The organism is Saprospiraceae bacterium, assembly GCA_016713025.1.
Taxonomy (GTDB): Bacteria; Bacteroidota; Bacteroidia; order Chitinophagales; family Saprospiraceae; genus OLB9.
On record JADJPZ010000004.1, the window covers coordinates 1579408 to 1601518 of the forward strand.

At 37.2% G+C, this 22111-nt stretch carries 21 protein-coding genes and 1 other RNA gene; 21 read left to right on the forward strand and 1 reads right to left on the reverse strand.

Features of this window, described 5'->3' with window-relative positions; genetic code table 11:
- The first annotated feature begins 19 nt into the window (after positions 1–19).
- The 5 genes from IPK35_13050 (at position 20) to IPK35_13070 (ending at position 3871) form a co-directional block, all read left to right on the forward strand.
- A complete protein-coding gene (locus tag IPK35_13050) occupies positions 20–256 on the forward strand; it encodes a hypothetical protein (GenBank protein MBK8054162.1) in 237 nt (78 codons plus the stop codon).
- A gap of 12 nt (positions 257–268) precedes the next feature.
- On the forward strand, positions 269–2380 hold the full coding sequence (locus IPK35_13055) for a hypothetical protein (protein ID MBK8054163.1): 2112 nt from the start codon (positions 269–271) through the stop codon (positions 2378–2380).
- Positions 2381–2463: 83 nt separating this feature from the next.
- Complete coding sequence (locus IPK35_13060; GenBank protein MBK8054164.1) at positions 2464–2970, forward strand: ABC transporter ATPase; 507 nt, start codon at positions 2464–2466, stop codon at positions 2968–2970.
- 74 nt (positions 2971–3044) lie between these two features.
- Complete coding sequence (locus IPK35_13065; GenBank protein MBK8054165.1) at positions 3045–3512, forward strand: sporulation protein; 468 nt, start codon at positions 3045–3047, stop codon at positions 3510–3512.
- Positions 3509–3871, forward strand: coding sequence for an arsenate reductase (locus tag IPK35_13070; GenBank protein MBK8054166.1), 363 nt, complete (start codon positions 3509–3511; stop codon positions 3869–3871). The genes IPK35_13065 and IPK35_13070 overlap by 4 nt, the downstream gene beginning before the upstream one ends.
- A gap of 40 nt (positions 3872–3911) precedes the next feature.
- On the opposite strand, the gene IPK35_13075 is transcribed toward IPK35_13070, so the two are convergent.
- Complete coding sequence (locus IPK35_13075) at positions 3912–4352, reverse strand: hypothetical protein (protein MBK8054167.1); 441 nt, start codon at positions 4350–4352, stop codon at positions 3912–3914.
- Positions 4353–4523: 171 nt separating this feature from the next.
- On the opposite strand from IPK35_13075, the gene IPK35_13080 reads away from it, so the two are divergent.
- The 16 genes from IPK35_13080 (at position 4524) to IPK35_13155 (ending at position 22108) form a co-directional block, all read left to right on the forward strand.
- Positions 4524–5489 (forward strand): acyl transferase, encoded by a 966-nt coding sequence (locus tag IPK35_13080; GenBank protein ID MBK8054168.1) that lies wholly within the window; start codon positions 4524–4526, stop codon positions 5487–5489.
- Between the two features lie 32 nt (positions 5490–5521).
- Positions 5522–6640 carry a P1 family peptidase gene (locus IPK35_13085; GenBank protein MBK8054169.1) on the forward strand — a complete coding sequence of 373 codons (1119 nt, stop codon included), beginning with the start codon at positions 5522–5524 and terminating at the stop codon, positions 6638–6640.
- 233 nt (positions 6641–6873) lie between these two features.
- Positions 6874–9447, forward strand: coding sequence for a T9SS type A sorting domain-containing protein (locus IPK35_13090; protein MBK8054170.1), 2574 nt, complete (start codon positions 6874–6876; stop codon positions 9445–9447).
- Between the two features lie 102 nt (positions 9448–9549).
- Positions 9550–9923, forward strand: a transfer-messenger RNA (tmRNA) gene (gene ssrA / locus IPK35_13095).
- A gap of 161 nt (positions 9924–10084) precedes the next feature.
- Complete coding sequence (gene surE / locus IPK35_13100) at positions 10085–10849, forward strand: 5'/3'-nucleotidase SurE (protein ID MBK8054171.1); 765 nt, start codon at positions 10085–10087, stop codon at positions 10847–10849.
- A gap of 4 nt (positions 10850–10853) precedes the next feature.
- Entirely contained in the window at positions 10854–11156 is a 303-nt protein-coding gene (locus IPK35_13105; GenBank protein MBK8054172.1) for a hypothetical protein, read from the forward strand.
- Between the two features lie 2 nt (positions 11157–11158).
- Positions 11159–12268: a lipid-A-disaccharide synthase gene (gene lpxB, locus IPK35_13110; GenBank protein ID MBK8054173.1), complete on the forward strand. Its 1110-nt coding sequence runs from the start codon at positions 11159–11161 to the stop codon at positions 12266–12268.
- Between the two features lie 423 nt (positions 12269–12691).
- Positions 12692–14479 (forward strand): hypothetical protein, encoded by a 1788-nt coding sequence (locus tag IPK35_13115; protein MBK8054174.1) that lies wholly within the window; start codon positions 12692–12694, stop codon positions 14477–14479.
- A gap of 10 nt (positions 14480–14489) precedes the next feature.
- On the forward strand, positions 14490–15017 hold the full coding sequence (locus IPK35_13120) for a TrkA family potassium uptake protein (GenBank protein MBK8054175.1): 528 nt from the start codon (positions 14490–14492) through the stop codon (positions 15015–15017).
- The gene (locus IPK35_13125) at positions 15017–15184 is read left to right on the forward strand and encodes a hypothetical protein (protein ID MBK8054176.1); all 168 of its coding nucleotides are present in this window, start codon (positions 15017–15019) and stop codon (positions 15182–15184) included. The genes IPK35_13120 and IPK35_13125 overlap by 1 nt, the downstream gene beginning before the upstream one ends.
- Before the next feature lie 102 nt (positions 15185–15286).
- Positions 15287–15676: a hypothetical protein gene (locus tag IPK35_13130; protein MBK8054177.1), complete on the forward strand. Its 390-nt coding sequence runs from the start codon at positions 15287–15289 to the stop codon at positions 15674–15676.
- Between the two features lie 171 nt (positions 15677–15847).
- A complete protein-coding gene (locus IPK35_13135) occupies positions 15848–16321 on the forward strand; it encodes a hypothetical protein (GenBank protein ID MBK8054178.1) in 474 nt (157 codons plus the stop codon).
- Positions 16322–16345: 24 nt separating this feature from the next.
- The gene (locus tag IPK35_13140; protein ID MBK8054179.1) at positions 16346–17314 is read left to right on the forward strand and encodes a TerC family protein; all 969 of its coding nucleotides are present in this window, start codon (positions 16346–16348) and stop codon (positions 17312–17314) included.
- Positions 17315–17443: 129 nt separating this feature from the next.
- Entirely contained in the window at positions 17444–17800 is a 357-nt protein-coding gene (locus IPK35_13145; GenBank protein ID MBK8054180.1) for a hypothetical protein, read from the forward strand.
- A gap of 219 nt (positions 17801–18019) precedes the next feature.
- The gene (locus IPK35_13150; GenBank protein MBK8054181.1) at positions 18020–19609 is read left to right on the forward strand and encodes a SulP family inorganic anion transporter; all 1590 of its coding nucleotides are present in this window, start codon (positions 18020–18022) and stop codon (positions 19607–19609) included.
- 3 nt (positions 19610–19612) lie between these two features.
- Entirely contained in the window at positions 19613–22108 is a 2496-nt protein-coding gene (locus IPK35_13155) for a DUF2309 domain-containing protein (protein ID MBK8054182.1), read from the forward strand.
- The last annotated feature ends 3 nt before the right edge of the window (positions 22109–22111 follow it).

Consider the following 22111-nt stretch of genomic DNA (forward strand, 5'->3'; position numbering starts at 1 on the left):
AATCACCTAGAGAAACATAATGAAAAATATCATCTTAATATCGGTTTTAATCTTAATCAGGAATATCTTGCCGGCACAGATATGTGTAGGAGAGCCCGGTAAAGTCCAATGGGAAGTCTGGCGCGGACTTTACTCAGATCAGTTTTCAGAATTGATGGCACTCGAGTTTTTTCCTTCAAGACCGGACCTGACACAAACTTTATATAGTCTCAATGCACCTATCAATTACGACAATAATTTTGGAGCAAAAATTTGAGGATTCATCAAAGTGCCTGTTTCTGATAGCATAACCTTCAATATTACGGGAAATTCAAAAGCTGAATTTTACTTGAGTCCTTCTCAACTGCCGTCTCAAATGGTTTTGAGAGCATTTGCCAATGATTGGACAAATGAATTTGAACACACCAAATTTGTTTCCCAAACATCTCAAAAACTATGGTTAGTGCAGGGCCAATATTACTATTTTGAAATCAGATATGTAGAAAGTACAGGAGGAGATCATTGTAAAGTTTTCTGGAAAAACAGTTTTGTTTCCAATAGTACGTGGAATATTATATCTGCGGCATATATTCACGACATAGGTTGTAAATCTGCACCATGTCCGGTCAGAGGCACACCTTGCAATGACAGCAATCCCAATACTATTGACGACCTCTCAGATGGCCATTGTAACTGTGTAGGAAAGCCAAATACAGCCAATAACTGCGTCGGAGCAAGAAATACCATACAGCGCTACAGATATGACAATAGCTCCGGAAGTACGATCAATGATTTGTATCTTAATCCTAACTTTCCTGCCATCCCAACCACAAGTGCTCAATTGCCTTTGTTAGGAGTCAAATCAGAATCTCAGATTAATAATTCAGGAGACTTAGTTCAGGGGTATCTTAGTGTTCCTGTCTCGGGCAATTACAAATTTAATGTAACCGGTGATGATATGACCATTCTATTCATCAGTTCTGATCACTCCCCTGAAAACAAACAGGCGCATCAGGTACTTGTCAGCGATTGGACCAATCCGACAGAACATAATAAGTTTATTTATCAATCCACTTCTAATATTTATCTCCAGGCCGGCAGATTTTATTACGTAGAATTAAACCATAAAGAAGGCTCGGGGAGCGAGCATTTTGGTGCATTCTGGCAGACTCCGTTTACTGCTCCGGGCACATGGAAACGTATTCCCTCCTTTTACTTTTATGATTACGGTTGTGATATAGCTTGTATACCAGCCGGCACTCCATGCGACGATGGCAATCCATTCACCAAGTCTGATATCTATAATTCCAACTGTACATGTGTGGGTATTCCCTGCAGTGGACCGGACTGTGACAGTCCTTTGGCGAGTTATGTACCATATGAAAAATGTGGGTTGACAGATCAGATTGATAACCAGCCTGCGAATAACTGGCTATCCTGTCAACCATCCAATAGCCCCAATCCTGCACTGACTCGAAACCATTGGATAAAATATGACCTGGGACAACGACACAAAAGACTCACCTCTCAGGTATGGAATTACAATGTGATGAATCAGGCTCAGCAGGGTTTTCAAAACGTAAGAATTGATTACTCAGAAAACAATACAAGCTGGCAGCATTTGGGCAATTATACCTGGCCATTGGCAAATGGCAATTCCGGATACGGAGGGTTTGTGGGGCCAAATTTCAGTGGAATTTATGCCCGCTATATCCTCATTTCATCCAATGGAGATACCACATCCTGCAAAGGTTTAGGCAAAGTAGCTTTTAAAGCCATACTTTGCCCAACAGCAGGAACACCGTGCAATGACAGTAATTCCTTGACCATCAATGATGCGTATGATGGAAATTGTAATTGTGCAGGCCAGAGTCTTTTGGCCAACGAATGTGACAACTCCAATCTGAATCTTGGAAATATTGCTTTAAATTCAAATGTTTACTCTGCCATAAACCATGTCACATCTATCAGCCATATCAATCCACAGGATACCGTGGGTATAGTCGGTGGTAAATCAGTCATATTGAATCCCGGTTTTGAGACTATCGGCGATGTAATTTTTATAGCATCAATAGATACATGTGCTACCGGAGGTCAACAAATTTTAGCAAGAGCCAACGCTCAAAGCCAGCAAATAAAACAAGACGTAGAATCACTTACCGTCATACCCGAGGAAAATTCTGATTTTGTTGATATACATTATGTCATTACAAAGCCCGGCAAAGTATTGCTTAAGATTGTTGATAATGACCAAAAACATATTTTGGCAGACTATGAACATCTAAATAATGGACACTATATCAAAAGAATTCGCACAAAAAAGATCTCAAATTCCTCAGCATATGTAATGATGGTGACCTCAGAAAATTCAATCCGGGAGATGTTAAAGAGCGATTATTGACATTCATTAAATAAGAGCATGTAAAAATTTTGTTGTTTTATTTATGCAATTTTCCATTATCTTTGTCACAAATAAGACCGTTTATGTTAGTTCCTATTCATCAGCTGGATGACCAATCAAAAATTTGGATTTATCAATCCACAACAATGCTTTCTGACGATCAGTCAACCGCGTTAAGAAAAGAATTGCTAAGTTTTCTGGAAGAGTGGACGTCACATAATGTACAGCTTCATACTTCGGGAGATATATTTTACAACAGGTTTATAGTCATGATGGTTGATGAAAGATACAATGCTACAGGTGGTTGTTCTATAGACAAGTCTATTCATTTTATTGAATATCTGGAGCAAAAGTATGGCATTTCATTATTGGACAGGATGCATTTTTCATATATACCAGATCCGGACACCTTTGAAGTTTACTCAGCTTCTTTACACGATCTGGATAATTTGTTCAATTCGGGCAAAATTAAAGCAGATACCATAGTATTCAATAACCTTGTTAAATCCAAAGCCGAATTTGAATCGAGGTGGCAAATACCCTTAAACCAAAGTTGGCATATAAGATTCCTGAAATCATCTGTAGTCTGATGCCGTTGGTCGTTTATCAGAAACTTTCCGTAATGGCCTGCTGTTAATAGTTTTGTACATAAAAAAATGCGCAGATGTTTGGAAAAGTTAAAAAAATTTTGGGTATCGAAGGTGTCAAACTCGAACTCATCATACCAGAGAAAGTAAATAAAGAAACAGGCATCGTCACTGGCATAATGAAATTTACTTCTTTGAGTGACGATAATAAAATTGAAAGCATCCATTTGAAAATGGTAGAAAAATATACTCGTGGTCGGGGGAATAGCAAACTCATCAACGAATATGTCATGGGAGAATTGGTAATGAGAGAAAACATAAGAATTTCAAAAAATGACATTGTGGAAATACCATTTCAGTTAGATTTTACATATGCTAAATCAGAGATGGACAAACTGCAGGACAATAATTTCATCACATCAGGACTGGTAAAACTTGCCAAAAAACTGCGAGGAGTGCATTCAGAATTTTCCTTAAGGGCTGAAGCATCGATAAAAGGTACAACTCTGAACCCATTTGATATAAAACCTGTGCAGCTTGTATGAGTCAAAAAAAGATTTATCACCTTTCAACATGCGATACCTGCAGGAAAATATTGTCTCAACTGAACCTGGACAATGTGGAACTTATCAACCTCAGGGAGCAAAATATTTCAAAGGAAGATCTGGATTTTATGAAAAAACAGACAAAGAGTTATGAGGCTCTTTTCAACAAACGGGCTCAAAAACTGAAAGAAATGCCTGACTCTAAAAAACCAGTCAAAGATTTGGATTATAAAAAACTGATTTTGAAAGAATACACGTTTTTGAAAAGACCGGCTGCGATCATTGATGGCAAAGTGATAGCAGGAAATGATAAAAATACTGTTGAAGCTTTCATCAAAGCCTTCGGAAAAGCCCTTTAAATTCTACTTACATACTTATCATATTACTGAAACCCTAAAATCAGTTACAATTTAACGTAATCGGAGGTGTGGTTACTATATTGGAGCTATTGCCCGCACGGTCTTTTATATAAATCTCCATAGAAAGATCATTTTTGGGGTATTGAGGCACCTTTGAGCAAGGTGTGATGCCTGTAGCAGGAGGAAATACACAACAGGTCGTCAAAAAGACAATGTTTATTTTTCCTGAAACCCCGTTTTTGGTGCCTTCCAAAGGAATAAAAGGAGCCTTGTATTGTCTCAAAGTTTGATTGGTTCGAAGATCTTTTACAAAAATATTCGGTTCCGTTTTTCTGTCTTCAGTTCCGAAATCACCATCTCCGTCAGTAAATTTCAATGTCATCAATAGTGTATCACCGCCAATATCACTCTGATTTAAAGTGTTTTTTGAAAATCCTACAAACTCAAGTGAAGGTATATCGGGATACTCTGCCGGTTTCACACATGTGATTATTGAGCTTACAATAATTATAAGGACAGCATATCTCATTTGTAGTAAATTATAAAAAAAAGAGTTTATTTTGTGTTTTCATAAAAGTTTTCTAACTCTATGATTTATGAATTTGAACAATACAGGGAATATTTATTCCAACAATATAATCACATTCCCTGCATGTCCAACATTGAATATCAACAATTTATCTTAGAACTTTTCAGATTCCAACACAAATATAATCCTATTTATGAGCAATTCTGTACAAATATAGGATTTTTTAATGTAAAAAATGCAACTCCTGATACTATTCCCAATCTGCCTATTTCCGCTTTCAAATATCATGAAGTGAAAACAGGCTTATATGATGCTCAACAGGTTTTTACCAGTAGCGGAACCACATCTGCACAACCTTCATGCCACCATGTCAGAGATATCCGCCACTACCTGTCCAACACTGAAAAAATATGGAACATCCATTTTAATCAAGTGGAAAATTATTGCTTTCTGGCCCTTTTACCAGGCTACTTAGAACGAACAGGCTCATCTTTAATCAGTATGACAGAATACTTGATTAGCAAATCAAAATACCCTCAAAGTGGATTTTACCTCAGAGAATTTGACAGACTTTACACGTCACTGCTTCATTGCAAAACCAATAATATACCCACAGTCCTGATAGGTGTATCACATGCCCTGATTGATTTTGCAGGTGCTCATCGTATGCATTTTAATGATTTAATCATCATCGAAACCGGAGGCATGAAAGGAACTCGCAAAGAGATCACCAAAGAAGCATTACATTCTATCATTACGCAACAATTCGGAACAGAAAATGTGTATTCTGAATATGGAATGACAGAATTGCTGTCACAGGCTTATACTTTTCAAAATACAAAATTCAGACCGAATCCTTACCTGAATCTGACCATAAAACAACTAAACGATCCATTAGTGGATGAAAAATTAGGTAAACCAGGTATTATTTGTATTCGGGATTTGGCAAATATTGATAGTTGCGCTTTCATTGAGACTGAAGATATGGGAATAAAATATGCCGATGGAAGTTTTGAAATTACAGGTAGGATAGATGCCGCTGAATGGAGAGGCTGCAATCTGCTGCTACAAGAACTTGGAATAGATTGATCAAGATACATGATTTAAAAACGAATGTCAATATGTCCAGAATTATTATTTTTCTTTACCTTTCTTTATTTACAAATATGATAATGGGTCAAAAATTAAGAGCCAGGGACTACAATATCCCTTTCGGCATATTACCAATGGGAAAACTCAATGCCATCACTGATGTCTCAGGTGTAAAAGTAGGCCATGTGACAATAATAGAAGGTGAAAATATCAGAACAGGCATCACGGCTATTCTACCACATGACGGCAATTTATTTCAAAACAAGGTTCCCGCAGCCGTATTCGTGGGAAATGGTTTTGGCAAGCTTGCCGGAAGTACACAGATAAAGGAATTGGGAACACTGGAGAGTCCCGTTATTCTGACCAACACCTTAAGCGTTGCTGCGGGAATGGAGGGAATCATTCAATACACTTTGAGCCTTCCGGGTAATGAAAAAGTAAAATCAGTCAATGCAGTGGTGGGAGAAACCAACGATAGTTATCTCAATGACATAAGAGGCATGCATATAAAATCTGCTGATGTCATACAGGCTATTAAGAATGCAACAATGGGTCCCATAGAAGAAGGAAATGTAGGTGCCGGAACCGGTACCGTTTGTTTTGGTTGGAAAGGTGGAATCGGTTCAGCATCCCGAAAACTACCGGAAAGTTTAGGTGGCTATACGGTCGGTGTATTGGTTCAAACAAATTTTGGTGGTAACCTTCAGATAGCAGGAATGCCGGCTGGAAAAATTTTGGGTAAATACAGTTTTCAGGATGATCTGAAAAATGCAGATGGATCGTGCATGATTGTTGTGGCTACTGATGCCCCTCTACTGGAAAGAAACCTGGAGAGAATGGCTCAAAGGGCCATGATGGGCCTTGCAAAAGCAGGCGGAATAGCCTCCAATGGTTCAGGGGACTACGTCATAGCATTCAGTACTGCCGAAAAGCTGCGACAGGATCACCAATCTAAAAAACTGGCTTTGGATACCTTTGCAGTATTGAATAATAATGATATGAGCCCGTTATTTCTTGCCACCATTGAAGCTACTGAAGAAGCCATTATCAATTCTCTTTTTGCAGCGGAGAACATGAAAGGTGTGGATGGAAATATGGTTGAAAAAATTCCTGTTGATAGAGTTACTTCGTGGTTTAGTAAAAAATGAGCAGCATGTAGTTACTTCATTAATTATCTGTTAATAAATTAATTACAAATTATCATTGTACTTTATATGTTAATTATCAAAAAAATATATGAATTTCGAATTGCAAATCCACATTATTATCGTTACTTTTGTATCAGGGAAATAATGTTTCTCATTTAAGTGCTGTTTAGTTGATTGAGTCCGACCCCAAAAAACGTCGGACTTTTTTTTTGCATAGCTTCAAATTCTACGTTATGAAAGCTCGGATATTTACTATACTTTTCACTACTTCTTTATTTTTTTCTTCCTCAGGCCAATCATGGTTAAGAAATGACGAACATGAGGATTTTGAAGAACAGATCATTCATTTTAACGATTACTGGAAAGACAAACCTCCCGGTAAAGGCGAAGGTTACAATCAATTCAAAAGATTTGAATACTTCTATGAATCTCGACTCGCCGAAGATGGTCACCTTCCTTCCGCTGATATCAATTTTAAAACATGGGAAACTTACTTAAAAAATTATAAATACTCGGGATCAAGAAACAGTCAATCTAATTGGTTGCCTTCAGGTCCAAGTGCCCCATCCAATTCTGCACCTTATCAGAATATAGGAAGGGTAAATTGTATGGCATTTCATCCTACCAATCCTAATATCCTATGGGTTGGAACTCCTGCAGGAGGTATTTGGAAGACTACCAATCATGGAGACTCGTGGATTCCAATGACAGACAATATGCCCAATTTGGGTGTGTCATCTATTGTCATTGACCCAACAAACCCGGATATTATCTACTGGGCTACAGGTGATGGAGACGGACGAAATACTTTCACCATAGGGGTATTAAAATCTGTCAACGGCGGTGCTGCCTGGTATACGACAGGATTTACTTCTCTCCTATCCACTCAGCACAGGATATTTAAGATGGTGATGCATCCTACTGACCGAAATACACTGCTCATAGCTACTACCAATGGTATCTGGAAAACTACTAATGGTGGTGCCAACTGGACACAGTCATCGTCCAGCTGGTGGCCGGATATAGAGTATCACCCAACAAATTCCTCCATCATGTACTCAGCAAATTGGGTTTCGGGAGCTTCCAAAATATACCTCTCGACCAACGGAGGAACTTCTTGGGTGGCAAAAGCAAATATTTCGACCAATCTTGGACGAATAGCTATAGCCGTACATCCGGCAAATCCTGACAAAGTAATAGCCATCTGCACAAGAAATGACAATGGAGGGCTGGAAGGAATATATGAAAGTAATGATTTAGCGGAGTCATTTCAAAAAATTTATGCTGTGGATAATGCTGAACAAAATATTCATGGGTCTTATTTCACAGGTAGTAATGTAAGTACCAAAGGTCAGGGTGGTTATAACAACGCTTTTATTATCAATCCAAAAAATCCACAGGAACTCTTTGTAGGAGGTGTAAACACATGGAAGAGTCTTGATGGTGGTAAAACATGGAAGATCAATACTTATTGGGTCGGAAATTCTTCAGGAGTTCAGGTAGTTCATGCAGATAAACATAATTTTTATTACCATCCATTACTCCCCAATCGACTGTATGATTGCAATGATGGAGGTCTCAATTACACCGACAACAATGGAAATAACTGGGAAGATATCTCCACTGGACTCAACATCAGCCAGATATACAGGATAGGCATTACTGAACAAAATAATAAGACAGTTATGGCTGGACTTCAGGATAATGGATCAAAAAACTTTTCGTTAGGTAGTTGGACTGATGTTTGGGGAGGAGACGGCATGCAATGCCATATCGATCCTGCAAACGAAAATATAAAATATGCTATGTCTCAAAATGCCGGCAGTATGGTACGAACATCAAATAATTGGGCTACCAGAAGCAGTATTTTAGGTTCACACCCAGAAAAAGAAAAAGGTGCGTGGATTACTCCTTACATCCTGGCTCCTCATAATCCAAAAAGAATTTACATAGGAATGAAAGGATTTTACAAAACGGATAATAATGGTGGCACTTGGGTGAAACTTTGTGACTCATTACCATCAGGACTTCAATTTCGGCATATTGTAACACACCCTCAAGATACCATGACATTTTTTGCATCTACCAGCTTTGTGATATTTAAGTCTTCTGATGGCGGCCAAACATGGAATCAATTGATCAATACAAGTCCAAGAGTGATCACTTCACTAAAAATACATGAAAAAGATCCGTCAAAAATGTACATGACCCAAGGCAATTATACCAACGGTCAGCATGTGTTTCAATCGATCGATGGTGGCAATACATGGTCCAATATCACATTCAATTTACCCAATATTCCAGCCAACTCCATTGCCGTGCATAAGGAAAACGATGCCATTTTCGTTGGAACAGACCTTGGTGTCTATCTAAAAACGGACAAATCCAATGATTGGATTTTGTATAGTAATAATCTCCCAAATACCATTGTCAATGACCTTAAAATAAATTACACAGCCAACACATTGTGGGCAGGCACTTATGGAAGAGGCCTTTGGAGCACGATCATGCAGTTCAGCTCAGGTAATGAAGATAAACAAATCGTGGATGGTCATCTCAAAGTTTATCCAAATCCAGGTATAGGAGATCTGCAAATGGAGTATAATTTAAAACAAAAAGCAGAAATAATCATATCGATTATCGATATCCAGGGAAAAACATTATCGGTAAATACCTTAGACCATCAAAATTCCGGAGCTCACGTTTATAAATTGCCTACTGAAAATTTAAAAGATGGATTGTATTTTGTAAAATTGTCTGCAGGGAATGATCAGTCAGTTATAAAAGTGATGGTTTCCGGTCTTTGATGAATTGCACTATAATGTTAAATAATGCCATTTTTATAAAATATTAGCATTCAAGGGAACAAATGGTTGCAAATATTCGTTCTATATATCACAAACTAAAATGGGGATGACTGGTATCGACAGGAGAGAAAATCGGTTTGTAAGCATGTCGGAGCACGATTGTTCACTCCGTTATCAAATGATGATCAAAACACAAATGGCGATAATAACTTCGCATTAGCTGCGTAATCCAGGATTACAACGCTTTTAGTGCCGCCCGGATGACGTCCGATATATGCCGGTAGCCGCACTTCAACAGACCCGCGGACTAGGTGAGTGAGATGCTTCGATCATGATCCGAAAACACAGAAGATAAGTTGAAGGCGTCGTGGGCTTCTGTACCTGCCTGATATCGAAAACCCGATCAGAAGATAAACATGTAGAAAGCATTCAGATGCTTTGTCTGGACCAGGGTTCGAGTCCCTGCATCTCCACAAAAGGCTTGTAATCAATTGTATTACAAGCCTTTTTAAATTATAAATTTTCATTATTTATTATATTCAATTTTTTTGACATTTTTTAATTTTAACCAAAAAGACAACCTTTCGCTGCCAATTCACAATTACTTTATGTTACTTTGCGCTTCAATTGATATAAAATGATTCTTATCACCAATGATGATGGTATAGTTGCTCCCGGTATCAAAGCCCTGGTAGAAGTAGCTTCAAAATTTGGCGAAGTGGTCGTTGTTGCACCGGATTCACCACAATCAGGTCAAGGCCATGCCATCACTATCAATCAACCACTAAAACTCAGGAAAGTTAATATTTTCCAGGGCATAGACTCTTATGAATGCTCCGGAACTCCTGTAGATTGTGTCAAACTGGCAAAAAACGTTTTACTAAAAGATAAAAAAATAGACCTTTGTCTTTCAGGTATCAATCACGGGGCCAATGCATCTATCAACATCATTTATTCGGGCACTATGTCAGCGGCTATGGAAGCCAGTCTTGAAAAAATAGACTCTATTGGTTTTTCGTTATTAGATATGAGTTTTGATGCAGATTTTACAGCTGCCAAACATTATGCAGAAAAAATCATCAAATCTGTCATGGAAAATCCTATGAATGGATGCAAATTGCTGAATGTCAATATACCATCAGGCAAACTTGAAGACATAAACGGTATCAAAGTATGCCGTCAGGGAGATGGCACCTGGGTCGAAGAATTTCAGGAAGGAACTGATCCAAGGGGCGAAAAATACTATTGGCTCACCGGAAAGTTTGTATCATTCGAACCGGAACATATGGATGATCACGATATTATCGCACTGAAAAGCAAATATGTATCAGTGGTTCCTTCAAACCACGATCTGACACACCATACTGCTATTAAGGATTTTAAATATATGGAAAAATTATAATGCAATGGAAAAAAATTCTTTATTGATGGGATTGGTGCTGGGTTGTATTACACCTGTGTTGGGTTTTGTAGTTGTAGAGTTTTTGTTTGAGCAGATGACTGTCTGGGGTATCATGGATGAAGTCACATCTAGTTCTGCTTCCAAAAGATTCAGAACCACTGCTTTGATCGCGATATGTACTGTCCTTATACCTTTCAATGTCGCTGTTTCCAAAAAATGGGACCAGACAGTAAGAGGTATGGTCTTCCCTACCCTGATTTATGCAGGTGCCTGGATGTATAAATTTTATATGGAGTTAATCAACTGATTGTGAAATATTATCTGATTGCAGGCGAAGCATCCGGAGATCTTCATGGATCAAATCTGATAAAACAACTCAAAATACTTGACTCTAATAGTCAGATTCGGTGCTGGGGTGGAGATAAAATGGCTGACGCAGGTGGTGATCTGGTCAAACACTTCAAAAAACTGGCTTTTATGGGATTTGTTGAAGTGATTAAAAATCTAAAAACCATACTATCCCTGCTCAGTTTTTGCAAAAAAGACATTCTAAGCTTTCATCCGGATGTATTGGTACTTATAGACTATCCCGGTTTTAATCTTCGAATTGCCAAATGGGCTAAACAACAAGGAATAAAGGTCGTTTATTATATCACTCCTCAAGTCTGGGCATGGCATAAAAGCAGAGTTCATGACTTGGGAAAATACACTGAACTACTTATCGTCATCCTGCCATTCGAGCCCAAATTTTTTAATCACTTTGGTTATAAAGCTCTTTATGTCGGCCACCCACTGTTAGACGCTATTCACAACTTTTCTCCTGACGATCAGGCACTTAAGCTGATCTCAGGTAACAAAGAAATATTGGCTTTACTGCCAGGTAGCAGAAAACAGGAAATAAAAACTATGCTTCCTGTCATGTTGCAGGCTTGCAAAAACCAGCCTTATCACATCGTCATCGCCGCAGCACCATCCATTGATGATGTCATTTATGAACAAATCATAGCTGACTCTGGCCTTGCTGAAAAACCTACACTGCTAAAAAATCAAACGTATACCTTACTCAGTAAAGCAAGATATGCATTTGTCAGTTCGGGTACTGCCACTTTGGAGACTGCGCTTTTTGGTGTTCCCCAGGTGGTTTGTTACAAAGGCAATATAATATCTTATCACATCGCTAAATGGCTCATTGACCTTAAATATATTTCATTGGTCAACCTGATCGCAGATAAAGAAGTTGTCAAAGAGTTGATACAAAATGATTTAACTGCAGATAATTTGGTCAATGAACTTGAAAATCTGAAGATACGACATGTAGATATTCAAACAGAATATAAAGTTATCAAAACACTGCTTGGAGAAAAAGGAGCATCTGAAAAGGCGGCAAGGGCGATTTTTGAATTGAATTCCAAAGGTTAAGGTTTTCAGATTTGTTTGAAAAGTGTTAAAGTTGAATAACCATACAAGAAAGTTCATAAGGTTATGACCCGTGTAAAACCAACCCAAAGGATATATTAAAATCATCAAAAAAATAGGGTGTATTTCATTTTTTCGCCACACATTAAAAATCATCAATTTTTTTGCGATTTAGTCAAGATGCCTTAATTTATTGCATCGTAGCTAAAAGCTACGACGATCAAACGATGCTTGATAAGAAATCGAGCACAGTGCGAAAAAATAAAATGCACCTAAAAAATATCTTTCGCCATTAAATTGTGTTTGATACATTACCTTTGCAGTCCAAATGTAATGAATTCCAAAATGCAATATAGAAATTCTAAAGTCCCTTCATCCAAATTTATTTGGACCAAGTACATAAGAATCTGTAACCATTGAAAGCTTATGATTATCCCTTCTTTTATAAAATTTGGAGACAGGAACTTTAGATCCTTTACTAATCTGATCTTTTTTTTTGCAATAATTATCGTTTTCGGTCACCTTTTCGAAACAGGAACCGGATATTTTAATCTTGCAGATTTTGAGATGGTCTACAAGCCACTTAATGTTGTTTTTGCGATCATGACTGTGTTGATGAGTGTTTATTTGTATCTCATCACGACAAATTGGTATTTGAAAGTGGCCAGAATCTCATTTATAATAATCTCAGGATTTTATCTTTTTATTTCTTTAATTTGGTGGTTAGACTTATTTTATCACGAATTTGATGTAAGTGGGTTCAGACTTTTTTTAGCTATATTCATCGGGTTTTTAGCAATATCCTTCAAAATAGCCAATCTTGGTAATTATAATATTCATCCGGCCGTATTATTCATAATCAGCTTTGTATTTCTGATTTTGTTTGGTGCAATTTGTCTTATGCTGCCGGCAGCAACAACAAAAAGCATCACATTCATGCAGGCACTTTTTACATCTACGAGTGCAGTTACTGTCACCGGCCTTGCCGTCTTGGATACAGGCAAAGATTTTACGTTTTTTGGTCAAATTATCATTCTTATACTCATACAGCTTGGAGGTTTGGGCGTATTGACGGTGACCAATATATTTGCTTTGATCTTTCAATCATCAACAAGTTTTCGAAACCGAGCAATGATGGGTGACCTCATAAAAGAAATGGGAAATAAAAATACCTTCAAGAGTTTATTTAAAGTTATATCCATCACAGTATTAGTTGAGCTTATTGGGGCAATTTTGATTTATGTGAGCATTTCATCAGAAGCAGTATTTGATGGAAAATCTATATTTTTTTCAATATTTCACTCCATATCTGCTTTTTGCAATGCTGGTTTTTCTACACTTTCAAGCTCGATTTATGAAGAATCCGTAAAGTATAATTACTTTCTGCAATTGACTATATGTTGGTTAATAATTACTGGTGGAATAGGTTATTCAGTTATGATCAATCATTATTATATAATGAAGAATGCATTCATGAAATTTGTATATAAATTAATGCCTTTGAACCTGGATTATAAAATTGTACCCGTCCGAAGCACGATTAATAGTAGAATAGTCATAAGAACTACTGTCATTCTTTTGATTATTGGAACAATTCTATTTATGATTGCGGAATTCCAAAGTACATTACGTGAACACAACTTATTCGGAAAGGTGGTTGTATCATTTTTTAATTCTACAACTGCTCGCACAGCAGGATTCAATAATGTAAATATGGCTCAACTTGGAATTCCTGCTTTAATGCTCATCATGGCACTCATGTGGGTCGGTGCTTCCCCGGCATCTACGGGCGGTGGTATCAAAACTACAACTTTTGCAGTTGCTTTGCTTAATCTCTGGAATCAAATCACAGGAAAAGAAAAACTCATCCTGAGAAACAGAGAAATTCCTCCTTCAACCATCAACCAGGTAAATGCAGTGATTCTGCTTTCTATATTTGCAATAAGCTTTGGTACATTTCTGATAGCATTTTCACATCCTGACATTTTATTTAAATATATATTGTTTGAGTGCATTTCTGCATACTCCACAGTAGGATTAAGTGTTGGTATCACTTCGGGCCTTGACAATTCATCCTGCCTGATTCTTATCTTTTTGATGTTTTTGGGTAGAGTGAGTTTCCTTACTTTTCTCATCGGCATATTCAATAGTTTTTCCAAACACAAATCAGGTATTACACCATATTACCCAAAAGAAAATGTTTTTATAAATTAGCATCAGAATCATGAAGAAAAAAATAATTGTTATTGGATTAGGCAATTTTGGTGGCAATCTTGCTATAAAATTGACTGAAGATGGTCATGAAGTTTTTGGCGTGGACAGTAATCCATCCAGAGTTGACATGATCCAGAATAAGATCAATCATGCCATGGGCCTAGATGCAAGCGAAGATGCTTGTATCAACTACCTTCCGATCGACGACTGTGATTTGGTTGTCATTGCCATTGGCGAAAATATAGGTGCATCAGTCACATCCACTGCATTGATCAAAAAACATTACAAAGGCAGGATTATTGTTCGTTCACTCTCACCGTTGCATAAAACAATTCTGGAGGCGATGCAGATAACAGAAATCATCGAACCTGAAGCTGAATATGCGCATGAATTATCAAATCGGATTATGGTAAAAGGCGCCATCAAGTCAATGGAACTTCACGGAGAATATGAAATTGTTGAGGTCAACATTCCAAAAAAAATAATAGGATTAACCCTTGCAGATGTCGATGTAAAAAGAAATATAAGGTACATATAGTGACTGTCATTAAACAAACTGAAAGAAAAAACTACTTAGGAAGTACCTATTACGAAAAAGAAGTGCATGGTATCCTGCACTCGGTCTATCAATTTGAAGAAGATGATCTTTTACTGGTTTTTGGTAAAAAAGAAAATATCGACCTCTTTATTGAAGAGAGTTCATAATATTTTTTCAGACAACACAGTTGCATTTTTGTAAAAAAAATGGGGTATCCTATTAAATGACCGAAAAACTATTTTATTTCCTCTTTGTTTAAAATGAATAAAATGTCTGCAACAAATACATATTACCCTTTATCAACTCTGCAACTCCTGCAGGTTTGGGTATTGATATTTTTTACTTTTTCATTATCTTTTATTTCTGCACTGCATTATGATTTTTGTACTCAGACTCAGTATAAAACTGCATCAATTTCTGAAAATAATGGATTAAGACTATCTACCATCTTTAAAAATGATATTGCTCCATTTAGTGCAGATCTAGCTACCAAATCTCAGCAGCAGTTGCCTTCTTACTTTTTTCGGGCTTCAAGTTATGAGTGTGCAATTCTCATAAAGAGAGTAAAACCCCTATTGCCTTTCAATTACTTTGAAATTATATCCTGGACCAACATAGCTTCTAGAAAACTTATCTTTCCCCATCATACTTTTTGGTAAGATTACTTCATCATTTTTTTTCATTTACTATGGTCATTTAATTTTTGTTTAATAGTCACAATACTATTAACAATTTCTGTTTGCACCAATTGTGAAACCCATTAAGAAATCAGAAAACAAATAAACTTTGATGCCTGATTTCTAATTTTTTATCATTTAAAAACAAAAATCATGTCAACTATTTTAATAAACAGTATAATCATACTTATAATCCTGATACCTATGATCTATTTCTTTATTGGAGGTAAAAAAAGCAGTAAAGAAATAACCAAATTAAAAACTTTGGCCAATCAAAACAACCTGTCACCGAAAAAAACGGGGCAATGGCAAGCTGGTGCAATAGGCTTAGACAAAGAACAAAATAAACTTTTCTTTATAAACAACTCAGATAAAGATGATTTACTTATTGTGGATATCTCAGAAATAATCCATTGTAATGTTTCAAAACAGTATAATACAGAACAAGTGCATGAAACAGGATTAAGTATATTAAAAAAGGTATCTTTGCACCTTAAATTAAAACACAATAAAGAAGTTAATATTCCGGTGTATGATGCTGATGTACAACCGACTCCCGGGAGTGACCTTTTGGAAGCAATTGAATGGGAAAAGATCATCAATGACCAAATAAGGCAAACAAAATAATTTCAAAAAAACAAACAACAATCTATGATTATCTGGTCACTTTTTTTATTGATGATAGGTATTTTTCTTGCATTGGACCTTGGTGTTTTTAACAGGCACGCTCATGAAATTTCCTACAAGGAAGCCAGCAGATGGACTTTGGTTTGGACCACCTTAGGTATGAGTTTTTCCATCCTGGTGTATTTCATATATCAAAACGGATGGTTGGGAGAAATGGCAAAAACAGCTGTTCCATTTGATGCATCGATAGAGTATCTGACCGGATACATCATAGAGTTGACCTTAAGTATTGACAATATTTTTGTGATTGCCATGATATTCAGATCTTTTAAAATTCCTAAGAAATATCAGCATCGTGTTTTGTTTTGGGGAATTATCGGGGCATTGGTATTCAGAGGATTGATGATACTATTCGGTGTAGTCCTGATAGAACAATTTAAATGGACAACGTATGTATTTGGTGCATTTTTGATATTTACAGCGATCAAAATGGCTTTAAGTGATGAAGAAAAGGAATTCGACCCAAAACAATCCTGGGTATACAGGACCATCAGACGATTTATGCCGGTCACAGGAAGAATAGACGGACAGAAATTTTTTATCAATAAAAGAGGACTTACTATTGCTACACCTTTACTGTTGGCCTTAATACTTATCGAATTTACTGATATCATGTTCGCTTTGGATAGTATTCCTGCCATACTCGCTATCACCAGAGATCCTTTTATCGTATTTACATCCAATATTTTCGCTATACTGGGATTGAGATCTATGTACTTTTTTGTAGCCAATATGCTGGATTCGTTTCATTACCTTAAATATAGCCTTACTGTAATCTTGATATATGTAGGTATAAAATTGATTTTAGCCAATCATTTTCATTTGCCATTGGGAATATCACTCGGTATCATCGCTGTGTCTATTTTCGCAGGTGTTTACTTCTCAATAAAGTATAAAAAAGAGCACCCTCATGGACATGTGGAAAGCAATTAATAGTGCCTTGCTGAAGATTTTTATTCTGAAATACAATAAATTTTTCGATATTCGCATTACTTTTACGCAGTTTTTTGTTCAATTTAAATTTTTGATTCTGTAGTGTTAGCTTTTGTAAGATTTTTTTTATTGGCATTTCTATTGGAAGTTGGGGTAATTTACAACCTCCAGGGTTTAAATACTTTAACCAATTCTACTACAGGATTCCATGTCGAAGATGAAGATTCTTGCTCCATCAAGAATTCAACTAATAGCAATTCCAATAACTTTTCCCCTTTTGAAATTTTAGAAACAGATGCAGAAGTAGAAATAGATGAAGATGAATATGAAAAAAGCTTCAAATATTTTTCAGTTGTAAAGGTTCATCCATATTTTAATTCCAACTTCAGCGGGAAAGTATCAGCAGAAGAATTTAATGTTTCTTCATTTCAAACAGACACCCCACTCTTTATTTTGTTCCATAGCTGGAAGTTTCATCTGGCATAATCTAATTATAAATACTCCTTGATTGGATATTTTGTATAGTACCCGGCTAGCGTTTAATTAAGCTGGCAGGGCTTAATAGTTATATGGATCAATAATCAAAATTAATATCGTGATATCCACAAAAAAATAAGCATGGTTTATTTCGCAAACCACCATGATTATTTTTTAATCGTTGAGGCGAATTCCATCTGGTATTAATTTTAAAATAAATTTAAACAAATGAAAAATAAAAATAAACACCTTCCGAAAGAAGGCTTTGCAGGTCTTAGGGAGAACTTCAGTTCTGATGCCATTTCTGGCTTTATAGTCTTTTTACTGGCTTTGCCACTGAGTATGGGCATAGCCAAAGCTTCAGATTTTCCCCCTATTATGGGATTGATCACTGCCATCGTAGGTGGTATGATTGTTAGTTTTTTCATGGGAAGCAGACTTACTATAAAAGGTCCTGCTGCCGGTTTGATTGTGATAGTTGCCGGTTCGGTAGCAGATTTTGGTGGTGGTGAGACAGGATGGCATCTGGCATTGGGGGCTATGTTTGTTGCAGCATTAGTACAAATCCTGTTTGGAGTTCTAAAATTTGGAAAGATGACAGACTTTTTCCCACTTTCGGCCATTCATGGTATGCTTGCAGCTATTGGCATTATCATCATAGCAAAACAGCTGCCAGTGTTACTAAACGTCAATCCACAACTTATGGCAGGAAAAGGACCCATCGATATTTTAAGTTCCTTACCCACCGTTTTTAGTAATCTGGATCCCAGAGGTGCTTTGATTGGAGTCCTTAGCTTAGCGATAATGTTGGGTTGGCCATATTTAAAAAAATATTCAATAGGAAAAATCCCATCTCCTTTGATTGTACTTATGATTGCTGTACCAGGTGAACTTCTGATGGATTTTCAACATACAGAACCATCATACGCTTTGGTACATATTGGCAATCTTATGGAAAATCTGCATCTGAATATCAATTTTGGTGGTATCGCAACACCAGGTATTTTTATAAAATATGTCATCATGTTTGCTCTGGTAGGAACTCTGGAATCTTTATTGACCGTAAAAGCCATTGATTTATTAGACCCACACAAAAGAAAATCAGACAATAACAAAGATCTGATAGCTGTAGGCATTGGAAATGTCATTACCTCCATTTTGGGTGGATTGCCAATGATCGCTGAAGTAGCAAGAAGTTCGGCCAATGTAAATAATGGCGCAAAAACAAGGTGGGCAAACTTTTTTCATGGTTTTTTTATTTTGTTATTTGTATTGACAGCGTCCAAGTATATAGAAATGACTCCCAATGCTGCTTTGGCTGCCATGTTTATTGCAGTAGGTATAAAACTGGCACATCCTAAAGAATTTATTCATACTTTCAATATAGGAAAAGAGCAGTTGGCCATTTTTCTGGTTACCATCATTTTTACTCTATTTGAAGACTTATTGATAGGAATAGCAGCAGGTATGCTCTTAAAAATCATTATTCATCTGTTTCATGGGGTTCCACTCAGGTCTCTTTTCAAAGTTCCGGTTGAAATATCTTTTGAAGGAGATGATTATTTAGTAGTGGTGGACAAAGCCGCACTATTTACCAATTTTATTGGGATTAAAAACAAACTGGAAAGTATTCCCAGCGGATTTAATGTTACGATTGATCTGAACAATACAAAAGTAACAGACCACTCGGTCATGAAAAACCTGGATCACTTCAAACACGATTATGAAGCAACAGGAGGTCACGTGACCATCATTGGACTCGATGATCACAAATCCTTATCTAAACACCATTTAGCAGCGAGAAAAAAAACTAGTTAAGTTATGCAGAAACATGAGTTCATCTTCAAAGAAGAAAACGTCATTCATCACCTGAAACATTATCTTCCGGCACAGGCAGCGTTAAAAGATTTCATTCATCATAACACGTTACACGCTTTTCAGGACAGAAAATTTTATGATGCGATCACACAGGCAAGTCAGATATTTGGATACAAAACCAGTCTTTCTCTTGTAGAATACAGAGATCTGTTTAGTCAAAAAAAGATTTCTGAAGCCACACTGGAAAAAGTTATCTTGGATAAAAAAGGTCAATCAAATGCAGACAATTGGAAAGACAAAATGATTTCCGGAAATTATTCAGATCATTTTGGTGGCAGAAGGAGTCATTTGCGCAATCATTGGAAAGATTTATACTCAGTAGATCTCGATCTGGCGATTCAGCCGTTTTTATTCAGGTTTTTATGCAGTTATCTCGATCAGGGGATTGCTATTTGGGGGTTTCCGGTATGGAATAAGGGCTTCCTGACAACCATCAGAGAGATGGAACGCAATACTTATACCAGCTTTTTTAAAACTCCAAGAGCAAAACGGCTACTTATGGACCGAAAATGCGAAATCAGCGACTTGCTGAAAATCCTGGTGGGTGATGAAAAATTGTATGAACATTACTTGTTTGATCAGCAATTTGCGCATCCAGGTTGGTCAGGTATCGTTTCTGTAATAGAAGATATGCCACAAACCTTGCTGGATACCAGACGGATCTCGCTTCAGGATCTGATTATATTTGAACTATTGCTGGAAATTGACACATTAGACCATAAATTTGGTGAAAACTGGTTACCACTGAGTATGAGGATCACCAAAAAAGTGCAACCCCTTTTTGATAAAGTTGAAAAGACAGAATATCATGAGGTTCTTCATCTATGGCAAGATGCTTTTGAGTGGTCTTTTTATGATCAGGTACTTGGAGGATTACAAAATAATCATGCCAAAGAAGTCCAGCCGGAATCACCAGCATTTCAGGCATTATTTTGTATCGATGACAGAGAATGTTCACTCAGGCGATATGTAGAAGACATAGAACCACGTGCTCAAACATACGGTACCCCCGGATTTTTTGGAGTTGCGTTTTACTATAAACCCAAGGATGGGAAATTTTCTATGAAAGTATGTCCTGCTCCCATGAATCCGCCATATCTCATCAAGGAAGAAGTCGATAACAAGAAGAACAAAAAAGATTTTCACTTTGCAGACTATACCCATTCTCTCTTTTTTGGTTGGTTGATCACTCATACGATTGGTTTTTGGTCCGCCATCAGACTATTTATCAACATTTTTACACCCAGATTGAGCCCGGCCACCACCCTATCTTTCAGACACATGGATAAATTTTCGAAGCTCACCATCGAAAATCACAATACTAAAATCAAAGAAGATGGTATGCAGATCGGATTTACCATACCCGAAATGGCAGACAGAGTGGAAGGATTGCTCAAAAGTATCGGATTGGTCAAAGATTTTGCACCCATTATATATGCTGTAGGTCATGGCGCCAGTAGTGTCAATAATACCCACTATGCAGGATATGACTGTGGAGCTTGTTCTGGCAGACCTGGTTCAGTCAATGCCAGAGTGATAAGTTATATGGCCAATCATCCGGAAGTACGCAGCATGCTTCGTGAGAGAGGAATAGATATTCCTGCCAAAACTACATTCCTGGGAGCATTACACGACACTACAAGGGATGAAATCGAATTTTATGACGATAATTTTCCAGATCTCGCAAAAACTGATTTGCATAAACATACTAAACAAGTTTTTAATCAGGCTTTGGAAAGGAATGCAAGGGAAAGAGCCCGCAGATTTGCCACGACGAGCTCAAAATCAGATCTCAAAAAGCTCCATCAAGCAGTCAAGAAGCGATCAGTATCCTTATTTGAACCAAGACCTGAGCTCAATCATGCCACCAATGCACTTTGCATTATAGGACGTAGGGAGCTGACCAAAGATCTGTTTCTGGATCGAAGAGCTTTTATGAATTCGTATGATTATGCCATAGATCCGGAAGGAAACTATCTGTTTAATATCCTTTCAGCTGCTGCCCCGGTTTGTGGTGGAATCAATCTGGAATACTATTTTTCGAGAGTGGACAATCTTAAATTGGGAGCGGGGACTAAGTTGCCGCATAATGTGATGGGATTGATTGGTGTAGCCAATGGAATAGACGGAGATTTGCGCCCTGGACTTCCCAATCAAATGGTAGAAGTCCACGATCCCCTGAGATTGCTGATCATTGTAGAACATTTTGATGATATCGCATTGAAAACCATACAACGCACTCCACAACTGTATGAATGGTTCATCAATGAATGGGTACATTTGGTGGTTATCCATCCTGATACAAAAAAAATCACCCGATTCAAAGATGGGTCATTTTTTGATTACACACCGGATTTTGTGCCATCAACGGTGACAGATGTTGAATCCCTCTTCAAAACAGAAAGTGACAACCTTCCTGTATTAATCATAAAAGAATAGAAT

Coding starts and splice junctions, on each gene's coding strand:
- IPK35_13090 (MBK8054170.1), top strand. CDS start 6,874: ATGAAAGCTCGGATATTTACTATACTTTTCACTACTTCTTTATTTTTT.
- IPK35_13080 (MBK8054168.1), top strand. CDS start 4,524: ATGTCCAACATTGAATATCAACAATTTATCTTAGAACTTTTCAGATTC.
- IPK35_13085 (MBK8054169.1), top strand. CDS start 5,522: ATGTCCAGAATTATTATTTTTCTTTACCTTTCTTTATTTACAAATATG.
- IPK35_13155 (MBK8054182.1), top strand. CDS start 19,613: ATGCAGAAACATGAGTTCATCTTCAAAGAAGAAAACGTCATTCATCAC.
- IPK35_13050 (MBK8054162.1), top strand. CDS start 20: ATGAAAAATATCATCTTAATATCGGTTTTAATCTTAATCAGGAATATC.
- IPK35_13150 (MBK8054181.1), top strand. CDS start 18,020: ATGAAAAATAAAAATAAACACCTTCCGAAAGAAGGCTTTGCAGGTCTT.
- IPK35_13105 (MBK8054172.1), top strand. CDS start 10,854: ATGGAAAAAAATTCTTTATTGATGGGATTGGTGCTGGGTTGTATTACA.
- IPK35_13065 (MBK8054165.1), top strand. CDS start 3,045: ATGTTTGGAAAAGTTAAAAAAATTTTGGGTATCGAAGGTGTCAAACTC.
- IPK35_13130 (MBK8054177.1), top strand. CDS start 15,287: ATGTCTGCAACAAATACATATTACCCTTTATCAACTCTGCAACTCCTG.
- surE (MBK8054171.1), top strand. CDS start 10,085: ATGATTCTTATCACCAATGATGATGGTATAGTTGCTCCCGGTATCAAA.
- IPK35_13120 (MBK8054175.1), top strand. CDS start 14,490: ATGAAGAAAAAAATAATTGTTATTGGATTAGGCAATTTTGGTGGCAAT.
- IPK35_13115 (MBK8054174.1), top strand. CDS start 12,692: ATGATTATCCCTTCTTTTATAAAATTTGGAGACAGGAACTTTAGATCC.
- IPK35_13140 (MBK8054179.1), top strand. CDS start 16,346: ATGATTATCTGGTCACTTTTTTTATTGATGATAGGTATTTTTCTTGCA.
- IPK35_13060 (MBK8054164.1), top strand. CDS start 2,464: ATGTTAGTTCCTATTCATCAGCTGGATGACCAATCAAAAATTTGGATT.
- IPK35_13070 (MBK8054166.1), top strand. CDS start 3,509: ATGAGTCAAAAAAAGATTTATCACCTTTCAACATGCGATACCTGCAGG.
- IPK35_13135 (MBK8054178.1), top strand. CDS start 15,848: ATGTCAACTATTTTAATAAACAGTATAATCATACTTATAATCCTGATA.